This is a genomic window from Frigoribacterium sp. RIT-PI-h (assembly GCF_001297205.1).
Classification (GTDB): Bacteria; Actinomycetota; Actinomycetes; order Actinomycetales; family Microbacteriaceae; genus Frigoribacterium.
The window spans coordinates 1-12,759 of record NZ_LHOZ01000075.1 but is presented as its reverse complement, the minus strand read 5'-3'; the positions used below and the strand labels follow the sequence as shown (position 1 = coordinate 12,759).

Here is a 12,759-nt window from a genome sequence, read left to right as displayed (position 1 = left end):
GGTCACCGGCCCGCGACGATCTCGTCGGCGTTGTCGAGGATCCAGTCCATCAGGGGTACGAGGCGAGCGGCGAGTTCGGTGCCGCGCTCGGTCAGCGAGTAGTCGACCCGCGGCGGGATCGTCGGCTGGGCGGCGCGGTCGACGATGCCGTCGGCCTCGAGGGTCTTCAGGGTCGAGGCGAGCATCTTCTCGCTGACGCCCTCGATCTCGCGTCTCAACTCGCCCCACCGCAGCGGACCGCGTTCGAGCGCCAGCAGGATGAGCACGCCCCACCGACTCGTCACGTGGGTCAGCACCACGCGGCTCGGGCACTCCGCCGGGAAACGACCGGAGACGGCAGGGCGGGCAGGGTTCACGATTCCGACGTCCACGTCAGTAGCTTACGAAAAGGTGCGTACCTGCAGATGGGAAGTCCCGGTGGATCGTCGTCGTTGTCCCCGGCACGCAACCGAAAGGAACACCATGTCCACGATCGTCACCGCCGCCTCCGGCCAACTCGGCCGCCTCGTCGTCGAAGCCCTGCTCGCCCGCGGCGCAGCCCCCGAGAGCGTCGTCGCCACGTCGCGCGACGTCTCGAAGCTGGCCGACCTCGCCGAGCGCGGCGTCCGCACCGCCGAGCTCGACTACACCCGACCCGACACGACCGCCGCCGTCATCGGCGCGGGCGACGTCGCCGTCCTGATCTCGAGCGACGCGGTGGGCCAGCGGGTCCCGCAGCACGCCGCCGTGATCGACGCCGCGAAGGCCGCCGGTGCCGCCCGCATCGTCTACACGAGCGTCCTCGCGGCCTCGCCCTCGCCCCTGATCCTCGCGCCCGAGCACAAGGCGACCGAGGAGCACCTCGCCGCCTCCGGCGTCCCCGTCACGCTGCTGCGGAACGGCTGGTACACCGAGAACTACGTCGGCGAGATCGCCACCGCCCGCGACTCCGGCGTGGTCGCCGCGAGCGTGGGGGACGGCCGTCTCGCCAGCGCCAGCCGTCGGGACTACGCCGAGGCCGCCGCGGTCGCTGCCCTCGACGACTCGACTGCCGGCCTCACCTTCGAGCTGTCCGGCGACCACGCCTGGGACTTCATCGAGTTCGCCGAGGCGCTCTCGGTCGTCACGGGCCGACCGGTCCGCTACGAGTCGCTCACGCCCGAGCGACACGCCGAGCGCCTGCGCGGTTTCGGCCTGGACGAGGGCACGGTCGGCTTCGTCGTCGCGCTCGACGGCAACATCCGCGACGGGCTGCTCGCCGACACGAGCGGCGACCTCTCCGGTCTGATCGGCCGCCCGACGACCCCGCTCGTCGAGGCCCTCACCGCCGCCTCGGCGTAGTCACGCCGACCGTCGGTCGGGAGACCGCAGGAGGCGCGGTGCCGGGACGACCGGCGCCGCGCCTCCTCGTCGGGTCGGTTCCCGACGCGGGTGGGCCGGTCCCCGGAGTCGACCGTCGGGTCCCGGTGTCTAGGCTCGGGGCATGGCCACCCTCGTCCTCGTCCGACACGGACGCACCACCGCCAACGCGAGCGGCGTGCTCGCCGGACGGACGGCGGGCGTCCGGCTCGACGACGTCGGACGCGAGCAAGCGCGGCGCCCAGCCGAGCGGCCCGCGGGCGGGCCGCGCGGCGGCGCCGGGTCGCGCCCCCCCGAGCGCCGCCGTCAGACGTCGAGGGCGATCCTCGACCGTCCGTCCGGCGTGCCGGTGACGCCGATCGAGCGAGGCATCACCGAGTGCGACTACGGCGACTGGCAGGGTCGGCCGCTGAAGGAGCTGGCGGGCGAGGCACTCTGGTCGGTCGTGCAGAACCAACCGTCGGCCGCGGTGTTCCCCGGTGGCGAGTCGCTCCAGGCCATGCAGGCCCGGGCGGGGGCCGCGGGCCGGCGGCACGCCGCCGCGTTCGAGGCCGAACACGGTCCGGGCGCCGTGTGGGTCGCCGTCAGCCACGGCGACATCATCAAGTCGATCCTCGCCGACGCGTACGGCATGCACCTCGACCTCTTCCAGCGCATCAGCGTCGGCCCGGCCTCGGTGTCGATCGTGCGGTACGGGCCGAACCGGCCCGACGTCGTCGCGACGAACGCCGGCGCGGGCGACCTCTCGTGGCTGCGGCAGGCGGCGCCCGCGGCCGCCGCCGCCGTCGGAGGAGGCGCGGGTCCGGCGAGCGGCGCGGCCGCCGGCGACGAGCCTCCCGCGACCTGAGCGTCGGCGGCGGGGCGCTCGTAGACTCGCGGCATGCCCTCCATCGTCCACACCTTCGACTGGCCGGACCGAGTCGTCGTCGGGACCGTCGGTCGTCCCGGTTCCCGTGCGTTCTACCTGCAGGCCCGTGACGGGGCACGCGTCACGAGCGTCGGCCTCGAGAAGATGCAGTCGGCCGCCCTCGCCGAGAAGATCGACGAGATCCTCGACCAGGTGATGGCCGCCGACGGCAACCCGGTCAGCGTGCCCACCGGCATCCCGGTCGAACTCGTCGACAACGAGCCGCTCGACCAACCCGTCGAACCCGAGTTCCGGGCCGGTGCTCTCAGCCTCGGCTGGGACCCGTCCACCGCGCAGGTCGTCATCGAGGCGTTCCCCCTGGTGGAGGTGGACGGCGAGGCCGAGATCGACGAGGCCGAGCTGGAGCCCGACGAGGTCATGGTCGTCCGCATCCCCGTCGGCACGGCGCGGGCGTTCGCGGCGCGCACCCTCGAGATCGTCGGGGCCGGTCGGCCCCTCTGCCCCTTCTGCGGCCAGCCGATCGACCCCGAGGGTCACGTCTGCGTCCTGCCCGGCGAGGTCTGATGGCGTCGGCGTCGGCTGAGGACGAGCCGACCGACGTGCCCGACACCGTTCCCTCGGACGACGTCGAGCTCGAGCTCACCGGTCGCATCCGCACGGCCTCGAACGCGTCCTTCCTGGCCCGCCTCGGTGACGTGTCGGTCATCTACAAGCCCGTGGCCGGCGAACGGCCGCTGTGGGACTTCCCGGACGGGCGGCTCGCCGACCGCGAGGTCGCGTCCTACCTCGTCTCCGAGGCCTCGGGCTGGGACGTCGTGCCGCGCACCTGGCTGCGCGACGGTCCGCTCGGCGAGGGCATGGTCCAGCTCTGGCAGGACGTCGACCCGGAGCAGGACGCCGTCGACCTCGTGCCGGTCGACGAGCTGCCCGACGACGGATGGCGGCTCGTGCTCGAGGGGGACGGCGACGACGGGCCGGTGGCCCTGATCCACGAGGACACCCCGTCGCTCCGACGCATGGCCGTCTTCGACGTCGTGGTCAACAACGCCGACCGCAAGGGCGCCCACGTGCTCGCTCTGCCCGACGGGCGGCGGCACGGCGTCGACCACGGCCTCACCTTCCACGCCGAGCACAAGTTGCGCACGGTGCTGTGGGGGTGGATCGGCGACCCGCTGACCGCTGACGAGGTCGACGGGGTCGGCCGCGTCCGATCCGCTCTCTCGGGCTCGCTGGGCTCGGCCCTGGCGCCTCTCCTCACCCCCGACGAACTCGAGGCGCTCGACGATCGCTGCGCGCGCCTCCTTGCGTCGCCCGTCTTCCCCGAACCGCGCGGCCCTATGCCGGCGGTTCCGTGGCCCGTGTTCTGACGTACGACCCGACGACGGCCGCTCCGAGGTCGTCCAGGTCGGGGGCGGTCACGGTGCCGTCGACGCGCCGCGCCATGCCCTCGACGAAACGGGCGAGCCCCGGGTCGTCGCCGAGCCGGAAGAACGTCGTGTGCGCGCCGAGGCGGCGGGCCACGTCGAGCTGCTCCACCGCCCGCAGGATCGTCACGGGGTGCGGCGGGTAGTCGAAGAAGACCTCACCGCCGGGCTCGAGGTGCGAGGTCGGCTCGCCGTCGGTGACGATCAACAGGACGGGTTGCGCGGTCGGGTGCTCGCGGAAGTGCCGGTTCGCCAGCAGCAGGGCGTGGTGCAGGTTCGTGCCCTTGTCCCACTTCGCGTCGAGGGCGACGAGCTGCTCGATGGGCATGACCTCGGCGTGCCGGCCGAACCCGATCAGCTGCAGGTCGTCGCCGCGGAAGCGGGACGTGATCAGGGTGTGCAGGGCGAGGGCCGTGCGCTTCATCGGAACCCAGCGGTCCTCCATCGCCATCGAGAACGACGTGTCGACGAGCAGGGCCACACAGGCCTGCGTCCGGGCGTCCGTCTCGTGCACCTCGACGTCGCCGATCTCGATCCGCACCCCGCCGTCGGTCCGGCCGCCCTCGGCGGCGGTCCGCGTGACCGCGTTCGTGATCGTCCGGGTCACGTCCCACGGCTCGGTGTCGCCGAAGGCCCATCCACGACTCGAGCCGGATCGGTCGCCGAGGGCTCCCGCGGACCGCACCTCGCGCCTCCCGGCTCGTCCCGACATCGTCGCCGCGACGTCGCGCAAGAGGTTCTTGCCGAGCTGTCGCATGGCCCGCGGAGTCAGGGCGAGGGTGCCGTCGGCGCGACGGCGGAGGGCGCCGGAGTCTCGGAGGGCCTTCTCGAGCCGCCGCAGGGCCGCGGCGTCGACGGCGGCCTGCTCGCCCAGCTGGCGGCGCAGGGCGTCGAGGTCGACGTCGTCGAGCGACGACCCACGCGACTGCTGGGCCAGTTGTTCGGCGAGCGCGTCGAGGTCGGCGAGGTCCTGGAAGACCCCCGTGCCGTCGCCGAGCCCGAGGCCGTGTTCACCGTCGAGACCTTCCGATCCGCTCCAGTCCTGGCCCGGCCGGAGCGATCGCAGCGTGCCGTCCAGCTGCTCGAGCGACTGCATCAGCTCGGGCGAGCCGAAGGCCTCCTGCGCGAGCGCGTCCAGCTCGGCACGCTGCTCGGCCGACATCGAGTTGCGCAGCCGCTGGGCGGCCGCGGTCCGGGCGGCGAGGGCGTCGATCAGCTCGTCGACGTCGGACGGCCGTTCGGGGAACGAGTCGCCGTGCTTCGCCATGAAGTCGTCGAACTGCTCAGGGGTGTCCTCGCCGCGGGCGTGCGCGTCGAGCAATGCGTTGAGGTCGCGCAGCATCTCGGCGACGGCCGCGCGATCGGCGTCGGTGGCGTTCTCGAGGGCACCCTTCATCCCTGCGAACCGCTGGTCGAGCATCTCGCGACCGAGGAGGTCCTTGATCTGCTCGTACGCCTGACCGGCCTCGCCGCTCTGCCAGCGGTAGTCCGACAGCTCGGCGACGGCGCCGGCCGGGGACGGCGGCAGGCTGTCGAGCTGGAGCAGGGCCAGGGCGCGGTCACCGTCGTCGAGGTCGACGTCTCGGGCGAGCTGGGCGCGTTCGGCCCGCAGGGCCCGGTCGAGCAGCTCGCGGACCTCCTGGAGCGTGCCGTCGAGGTGGTGGTCCCGGGTGAGGGCCCGTCGGCGTTCGGCGACCTGGCGGGCGAGGTCGTCGAGGCCGGTCTGGTCCTTGCCTCCGCGCCGGAGGAACTCACGGAGCGCCGCCTCGGCGCTCGTACCGGCCATGACGTCGCGTCCGACGGCGTCGAGCGCCTCGGACAGGTCGGCAGGAGGCGCGAGCGGGTCGGGACCGTCGGCGTACCTCTGGTAGCGCGCGGCCCGGTGCAACCGCCGGTTCGCCCTAGCCACGTCGCACCTCAGAACCCGTAGGCCGCTTCACCGTCGCCGCTCTCCTTGCTCACGCGTCGGGCCAGGAACAAGCCCTCGAGCGCCAGCTCGATCGCACCGGCGCGCCCGCCGTCGGACGACGCGCCGAGCCGTTCGGCGATGCGGTCGTAGAGGTCGTCCTCGCCGAGCGAGGGCAATCCGGCCAGGAAGTCCCGAGCGGTGACCTGCTCACCGGTCGTCACCATGACACCCGACTCGAGGGCGTCGACGAGGGCGTCGAAGTCGAGCCCGCGGAAGTGGGCACGGACGGTCTCGGCGGTCGCCGTCCTCAGCAGGTGTTCGAGGACTTCCTCGGCCCGGTCCTCCTCGCCGGACTCGAACTCGATCTTGCCGCCGAGCACGTCGACGGCCGTCTCGAGGTCGATCGGGCGGGCGACGGCCTCGTCCTCACCCTGTCGGGTCGCGCGGTGCAACGCCGCGGCCGCGATGGTCTCGGCTCCGGCGATCGCGAAGCGGGCGCTGACGCCGCTGCGCTGGTCGACCGAGGGGGACTCGCGCAGCGCCCGGGTGAAGCGGGCCAGGATCTCGACGAGGTGGTCGGGCACCTCGGCGACGAGGTCGGCTTCCTGGCGGACGACCGCGACCTCGTCGACCAGCTCGGTCGGGTAGTGCGTCCGGATCTCGGCACCGAAGCGGTCCTTCAGGGGCGTGATGATCCGACCACGGTTGGTGTAGTCCTCGGGGTTGGCGCTGGCCACGACGAGCACGTCGAGGGGCAGCCGCAGGACGTACCCGCGGATCTGGATGTCGCGCTCCTCCATCACGTTGAGCATCGCCACCTGGATGCGCTCGGCGAGGTCCGGCAACTCGTTGACCGCGACGATGCCGCGGTGGCCCCGGGGGATGAGGCCGAAGTGGATCGTCTCGGGGTCGCCCAGGCTGCGTCCCTCGGCCACGCGCATCGGATCGACGTCGCCGATCAGGTCGGCGACGCTCGTGTCGGGCGTCGCGAGCTTCTCGACGTAGCGCTCGTCGCGCCCTCGCCAGGCCACCGGCAGGTCGTCGCCGAGGTCGGCGGCTCGACGGCGGCTCTCGCTCGTGATCGGCTCGAACGGATGCTCTCCCAATTCGGACCCCTCGATGACCGGGGACCACTCGTCGAGCAGACCTGCCAGCGTCCGCAGCAGGCGGGTCTTGCCCTGGCCGCGTTCACCCAACAGGACGATGTCGTGACCCGCGATCAACGCCCGCTCGAGCTGAGGGATGACCGTCGACCCGAAGCCGTGCAGTCCCGGCCAGGGGTCACGACCCTCTCTCAGGGCGTCGAGCAGGTTGTCTCGGATCTCGGTGCGGAGGGGCTTCGGGACGTGGCCCGAGCGCCTGAGTTCGCCGACGGTTCTCGCGGAGGGAGGCATCACCCCGGCGACGCTACGCTCCCGACCCGGACCTCGCGAGGGGCGCCTCCTGCGAGCTTGCCGAGACGTCTCGATTCGACGACATCCGTCGCGTGACGGTCTACTGCACCGCCGCCGTGAGACGCGCGACGTTGTCGAGCACCTGCAGGGGAGCGGGCCGCGTGAGCCAGCCGGCGAGCGTGATCTCGTGCGACTTCGCGCGGTAGTCCGCCTCGACCTCGCGGACCTGGTCGACGAAGCCCGCTCCACGCACCATGAGCGACACCTCGAAGTTCAGGCTGAACGACCGCATGTCCATGTTGCTCGACCCGATCACCGCCACGTCGTCGTCGACCGTGAAGTGCTTCGAGTGCAGCACGATCGGCTTCTCGTAGAGGAAGATGCGGACGCCGGCCCGCAGGAGCGTCTCGTAGTACGACCGCTGGGCGTGGTAGACGAGGAACTGGTCGGCGACCTCGCAGGCGAACAACTGCACGTCGACGCCGCGCTCGGCGGCCGTCGTGATGGCGTAGAGCATCGATTCGTCGGGCACGAAGTAGGGGCTCGCGATGATCAGGCGTTCTTGTGCACCGTAGACCAGGGCGTTGAAGAGCCGCAGGTTGTTCTCGCCGTCGAAGCCGGGCCCGCTCGGCACGACCTGGCACTCGTAGGCGTCGTCGCCCGTACGGCGTTCGACGAGCGGCTCGGCCTCGGCGTCGGTGGGCAGCTCATCGGTCTCGCTGTACCAGTCGGTGATGAAGAGGGCGTTGAGGCCGATCGCGGCGGGCCCGTCGACGCGCACCATGAGGTCTTTCCACTGCAGGCCGCGTCGCATGTTGCCGCGCTTGTTGTAGCTGGGATCGGTCATGTTCTGCGACCCGGTGAACGCGACGTCGCCGTCGACGACCACGATCTTGCGGTGGTTGCGGAGGTCGGGTCGGCGCCACATGCCCTTCGTGGGGTGGAACGGCAACATCTCCTCGAAGCGGATGCCGGCGTCACGCAGCCAGGTGCGCGTCACGCGGCCCTGCGGGTTGCGGATCGTCGCCCAGTGGTCGTAGAGCACGCGGACCTTGACCCCGCGGTCGTGGGCCCGCTTGAGGGCGTCGAAGAAGAGGAAGGTCGACTCGTCGCGCGTGAGGATGTAGAACTCGACGTGGACGTACCGCTCGGCCGCGTCGACCGCCTCGGTCATGGCCGCGATCGACCCGGCGTAGTCCGGCAGCAGTCGGGCCCTGTTGCCGGGGATCAAGGGCATGGCGCCGAGCGTGCGGTTCAGCTGGACCACCGTGCCGAACCACGGCGGCTGGGTGTCGGTCGGCACGCGGTTGTCGAGGCCCTGCGTGTTCTCGAGGATCAGCGAGTTGATCTCGCGTTGTTTGTCCCGCCGGTCCTTCGGCAGCTTCGTGCTGCCGAGCAGGCCGTAGAGGACGCTGCCCGGGATCGGCGCGACGAAGATCGCCATCAGCCAGGCCATGGCCGAGCTCGGCCGCCGGTTGCGGGGCACGACCGCCACCGAGACGATCCTGATGAGGATGTCGACCACCAGGATCACGGTGGGGAACGCCTTGAGGAGCTTGCGCCAGGTCATCCGCCGATCATCCCAGGTCGAGGCCGCACGAGGCCGCCCCCGTTCGCGCCGACGTCACCACGGCGCGCCGGCACGTCAGCGCCCGCTGCCCGCCAGGCTCGCCGACTCGCCGTCGGGGGCCGTCGCGAGATAGCAGGTGACCTCGCGGTCGCCGGTGGCCCAGGTGTCCTCGGTCGGCGTGAACCAGCCGTAGTCGAGGGCCGAGTCCTCCCAGGTCGACCCGACGTAGTCGTCGAAGACCTCGTAGCACGCGTCGTCGCCGAGCTGCGCGACCTCGTCGTCGCCCGGGAACGCGTCGTCGTCGAGGACCGGTTCGGCGAACACCTCGAAGTGGTGCACGTCGCCGCAGGCGGTCACGTCGACGAACGTCTGGTACTCGTGGTCGATCCCGTCGGTCATGTCGAAGCAGTCCCCGGTGGTGAGCTCGCTCACGAGCTCGGAACCGGTCTCGATGACGCCCCCTTCTCCTCCGTTCGCCTGGTAGAGGCCGAAGCACACGCCCCCGAAGGCGATGACGCCGACCGCGCCCAACACGCCGAACAGCACGCCTCGCGACCGCTTCGGTGCCGGGACGCCCGCCCCGGCACCGGGCGCGAACGCCTGCGGCGCGGGCCAGGCCGTGCCCAGGCGCGACTCGGGCGGGACCAGGGCGGCCCAGCGCCGCACCGTGGCCGAGGCCGCGTCGAGCACCACGGACGTCGTCTCACCGACACCGACGTCGAGGGGGTCCCGTCGCCGCTGGTCGAGGGGCGTGGGACCCGACGCGTCGATGCGCAGGGGCACCGCGAACCAGTGCGATCCGTCGTGCCCCAGGTCGAGGAACGCGGTGGCGCCCAGCCGCACGCGCAGCATCTCGGGGGGGCCGGCCCCCGGGGCGTCGCCGACGCCGGGCGGGGAGTCGCGCGGCAGGGCGGGCAGCTCGAGCGGTCCGAACCGCTGCACGGGTCCGTCGGCCCCGAAGGACACGGGGGTCGCCCCCGAGGGTCCCGCGGTCGTCGGCTGGTCGTCTGGTCGGTCCACGAGGTCCCCCTGCTGCTGCTGCGCGCACCGCATCCCTCGGCGGCCGTCGAGGGATGTTACCGGCACCCGGCGCGGCGGCAGCAGCCCCCGTCGGCGGGCCAGGGGGCGGGCGTGCCTCGGGGGCGCGAGCCGGCGGGGCCGGGCCGCACCGCGCCTCCTATGCTCGGAGCATGTCGTCCGGTCACCCGAGTCCGTCCCGCGCCGACGTCGACCTGGTCGTCGTCGGCGGAGGCGCCATGGGTCTCGCGACGGCCTGGCAGGCCGCGTCGCGCGGGCACGAGGCCGTGCCCGTCGAGCGGTTCGAGCAGGGGCACCACCGGGGTGCCTCGCACGGCGCCACCCGCAACCTCAACGTCGCCTACGACGACGCCGACTACGTCGCCCTCGTGCAGGAGGCGCGGGTGCGGTGGGACGCGCTGGCCGACGAGACCGGCACCCCGCTCCTCGACCTCGTCGGAGTCGTCAACCACGGTCGCCCGGCGATGCTCCGGCGCATGCAGGCGCTGCACATCGACGCGGGTGTCCCCAGCGAACTCGTCACCGCCGAGGACGCGGGGGAGCGGTGGAGGGGCATCCGCTTCGAGACCGAGGTGCTGCACGTGCCCGGCAGCGGACGCATCCGTGCTGCCGAGGCCCTGGTGGCCCTCGCCCGGGCGGCGACGGCCCACGGGGCGCGACTGCGCTGGTCCACGCCGGTCACGGGCCTGCACGTCGAGGGCCCCGAGCGCATCCGGGTCGTCACGGCCGACGACGAGATCGTCGCGCGGCGCGTGGTGGTGACGGCGGGCGCCTGGACCGAGGACGTCGTCGGAGGCCTCGTACGTCTCCCTCGGCTCCCCGTGACGCAGGAGCAACCCGCGCACTTCGCCGTGACCGACCCCGAGGCCGTGTGGCCGAGCTTCAACCACCGTCCCGATCCCGACCGTCCCCCCGAGCCGTGGTGGCCGAGCGTCGTCTACGGCATGCACCCGCCGGGGGGGGGCGTCAAGGCGGGCGGGCCCGGGGCCGGCCCCGTCGTCCCCCCCGACCGCCGGTCCTTCGCGCCCGACCCCGAGCAGCTCGAGCAACTGCGGCGCTACGCGCGGGAGTGGCTGCCCGGCGGCGACGCCGAGACGGCGGACCCGATCAGCTGCACGTACACGACGACCGACGACGAGGACTTCGTTCTCGACCGCGTCGGCCCCGTCGTGGTGGGGGCGGGCTTCTCCGGACACGGCTTCAAGTTCACGCCGCTGGTGGGGTCGATCCTCGTCGACCTCGTCGAGGGTGGTGAGGCCCCTGCGCGGTTCCGCCGCCTGGGGCGACCGTGACCCGCCGGACCGCGACGACCCGCGGCACCGTGGCGGGCCAGCCCTTCGTGCGTCGGGGGAGCGGCGCGCCCACGATCCTGCTGCCCGGGGTCGGGCCGGGTCGTCACCACCCCTCGACCTGGGACCGCACCCTGCTGCGGCTCGAGACGGCGCCGCTCGTCCGCGAGGTCGACCTGTGGACGCTGGGCCGTCGCCGTGGGCTGCCCGAGGGCACCACGATGAACGACCTCGCCGACGACGTGGCCCGGGCCACGGTCGAGATCTGTGACGGGCCGATCGACGTGGTCGGCACCTCGACGGGCGGCAGCATCGCCTTGCAGCTGGCCGTCGACCACCCCGAGCTGGTGCGGCGACTGGTCCTCGTCTCGGCCGCCCACCGCCTGGGCGACGGCGGGCGCGAGGCCCAGCGGCGCACGGCCGAGCGCCTCCGGGCCGGCGACGCGCGAGGCGCCTCGGCCGCCATGCTCGGTCAGACGACCACCGGCGTCCCCGCCTCGAACGCCCTGCGGCGCTTCGGGCGCGTGGCGCACCACGTCGTCGTCGGCGACCGGCACGACGACCTGGTCGTGACGCTCGACGCCGAGGACTCGTTCGACGTGGGCGACCGCCTCGGCGAGGTCGCCGCCCCGACGCTCGTCGTGGCCGGGGGCGCCGACGGCTTCTACCCGCTCGACCTCGTGGCACGCACCGTGGCCGGCCTGCCGGACGCGACGCTCGCCGTGCATCCCCGGTCGGGTCACCTCGGCCTGGGGTCGCGCGGCGTCGCGCGCGAGGTGCTCGCCCACCTGACCCGCGCCTCCTGACGCTCCGATCGTCGCGGGCACCGAACGGTCGGCCCATCCGCTCGGAACGGGGAATGTGCCGGTCGGACCGGCGAGTCCGCCCGGCGTGGGACCGTTCGTCACCTACCATCCGAGCATGGCCGACAACGTGCAGACCGCGAGCGTCGGGGGCATCGCACCCCTCGACGACGACGTCACGTTCCACCGGCGCCGTGTGACGTTCGTCGCACCCCTCGACGACACCGTCCCCGAGCCCCCCGCTCGCCCGGACCAGCAGGAGCACCACCCCGTGAACCAGACCCTCGCCCCCGAGGCCTCCGTGGAGGGGCTCGACGAGCCGACCGCGATCGCCCCCCAGGCCGAAGCCGAAGCCGAGCCCGAAGCCGCGACGGCCCGCGCGCCACGCCCCGTCTCGATCCCCTCGCACCGTGCCGACGTCGTCCTCGACGACGTGGTGCCCACCGATGCCTCCGAGGCCCGCCCGGCGAGCGTGGCCCGCCACTCGGTCGACACCTCGGCGATCACGCTGCCGGTGCTCGCCGTGTCCGTGCCCGACGACCTGCCCCAGCCTCCCGAGCGGATGACGCTCGACGACGAGGTCCTCGCCCGCCTGGTCGAGAAGCGCCTCGACGACACCGCGACGATCGATCTGATGGCCGTCGTCCAGGCCCAGCTCGCCCTCCGCCAGGTCGAGGCCGCGCGCTTCGCCTCGTGGGAGGACGAGATCACCCGCGTCGGCACGGACGAGGCGGCCCGCGCACTCGAGGCCACCCGCCTCCGCTTCACCGGGGTCGTCCCCGTCGTGCCCCCCGGCGCGATCCGCGAGGCCCGTCCCGTGGTCGAGGCGGGCCACGCACCCAACGCTCCGCTCGCCCCCGCCTCGGACGGCGACCGCCCCACGGCCTCCGCCCCGACCTCGTCTCCCGTGGTGGTCCCGTCGACCGGCCCCCGCGCCCTCGTCCACGACGCGGCCGACGCGTCCGAGCCCACGGACGAGCAGACGGCAGTCGACGAGCAGGCAGCAGCCGACCAGGAGGCGCTGGTCGCGCCGACCACGTCGGGCCCCGAGGCGCAGGCGGTCGCCTCCGCCCCCGTCCCGCCCCTCCTGCGCCGTCCCCTCGCGCTCGTGGTCGCCGCCACGGCC

The 12,759-nt window shown here is 73.2% G+C and carries 12 protein-coding genes; 7 read left to right on the top strand and 5 right to left on the bottom strand.

Annotated features, from left to right (window positions below):
• Positions 1–2: 2 nt before the first annotated feature.
• Positions 3–371: a helix-turn-helix domain-containing protein gene (locus AEQ27_RS10245; RefSeq protein WP_082383438.1), complete on the bottom strand. Its 369-nt coding sequence runs from the start codon at positions 369–371 to the stop codon at positions 3–5.
• 91 nt (positions 372–462) lie between these two features.
• On the opposite strand from AEQ27_RS10245, the gene AEQ27_RS10240 reads away from it, so the two are divergent.
• The 4 genes from AEQ27_RS10240 (at position 463) to AEQ27_RS10225 (ending at position 3,573) form a co-directional block, all read left to right on the top strand.
• The gene (locus AEQ27_RS10240; RefSeq protein ID WP_054146563.1) at positions 463–1,320 is read left to right on the top strand and encodes an NAD(P)H-binding protein; all 858 of its coding nucleotides are present in this window, start codon (positions 463–465) and stop codon (positions 1,318–1,320) included.
• Between the two features lie 142 nt (positions 1,321–1,462).
• Positions 1,463–2,185, top strand: coding sequence for an MSMEG_4193 family putative phosphomutase (locus AEQ27_RS10235; protein ID WP_054146562.1), 723 nt, complete (start codon positions 1,463–1,465; stop codon positions 2,183–2,185).
• 33 nt (positions 2,186–2,218) lie between these two features.
• Complete coding sequence (locus AEQ27_RS10230; RefSeq protein WP_054146561.1) at positions 2,219–2,770, top strand: DUF3090 domain-containing protein; 552 nt, start codon at positions 2,219–2,221, stop codon at positions 2,768–2,770.
• The gene (locus tag AEQ27_RS10225) at positions 2,770–3,573 is read left to right on the top strand and encodes an SCO1664 family protein (RefSeq protein WP_200908355.1); all 804 of its coding nucleotides are present in this window, start codon (positions 2,770–2,772) and stop codon (positions 3,571–3,573) included. Before AEQ27_RS10230 ends, AEQ27_RS10225 begins: the two co-directional genes overlap by 1 nt.
• Here the strand turns inward: AEQ27_RS10225 and AEQ27_RS10220 are convergent.
• The 4 genes from AEQ27_RS10220 to AEQ27_RS10205 all read right to left on the bottom strand — a co-directional run bounded on the left by AEQ27_RS10220 (position 3,542) and on the right by AEQ27_RS10205 (position 9,523).
• On the bottom strand, positions 3,542–5,539 hold the full coding sequence (locus AEQ27_RS10220; RefSeq protein WP_054146560.1) for a VWA domain-containing protein: 1,998 nt from the start codon (positions 5,537–5,539) through the stop codon (positions 3,542–3,544). The genes AEQ27_RS10225 and AEQ27_RS10220 overlap by 32 nt on opposite strands.
• Positions 5,540–5,547: 8 nt before the next feature.
• Positions 5,548–6,933 (bottom strand): magnesium chelatase, encoded by a 1,386-nt coding sequence (locus tag AEQ27_RS10215; RefSeq protein WP_054146559.1) that lies wholly within the window; start codon positions 6,931–6,933, stop codon positions 5,548–5,550.
• Between the two features lie 100 nt (positions 6,934–7,033).
• Positions 7,034–8,503: a cardiolipin synthase gene (gene cls / locus AEQ27_RS10210; RefSeq protein ID WP_054146558.1), complete on the bottom strand. Its 1,470-nt coding sequence runs from the start codon at positions 8,501–8,503 to the stop codon at positions 7,034–7,036.
• Between the two features lie 75 nt (positions 8,504–8,578).
• The gene (locus tag AEQ27_RS10205; RefSeq protein ID WP_152970308.1) at positions 8,579–9,523 is read right to left on the bottom strand and encodes a septum formation family protein; all 945 of its coding nucleotides are present in this window, start codon (positions 9,521–9,523) and stop codon (positions 8,579–8,581) included.
• A 170-nt stretch (positions 9,524–9,693) separates the two neighbouring features.
• Here AEQ27_RS10205 and AEQ27_RS10200 point away from each other — a divergent pair, with 170 nt between their 5' ends.
• The 3 genes from AEQ27_RS10200 to AEQ27_RS10190 form a co-directional block, all read left to right on the top strand.
• Positions 9,694–10,833 (top strand): FAD-dependent oxidoreductase, encoded by a 1,140-nt coding sequence (locus AEQ27_RS10200; protein WP_054146556.1) that lies wholly within the window; start codon positions 9,694–9,696, stop codon positions 10,831–10,833.
• Positions 10,830–11,636, top strand: a complete 807-nt coding sequence (locus tag AEQ27_RS10195; RefSeq protein WP_054146555.1) for an alpha/beta fold hydrolase — start codon at positions 10,830–10,832, stop codon at positions 11,634–11,636. Before AEQ27_RS10200 ends, AEQ27_RS10195 begins: the two co-directional genes overlap by 4 nt.
• A 115-nt stretch (positions 11,637–11,751) precedes the next feature.
• The coding region (locus AEQ27_RS10190; RefSeq protein ID WP_369813632.1) for a hypothetical protein at positions 11,752–12,759 on the top strand (1,008 nt) is incomplete at its 3' end.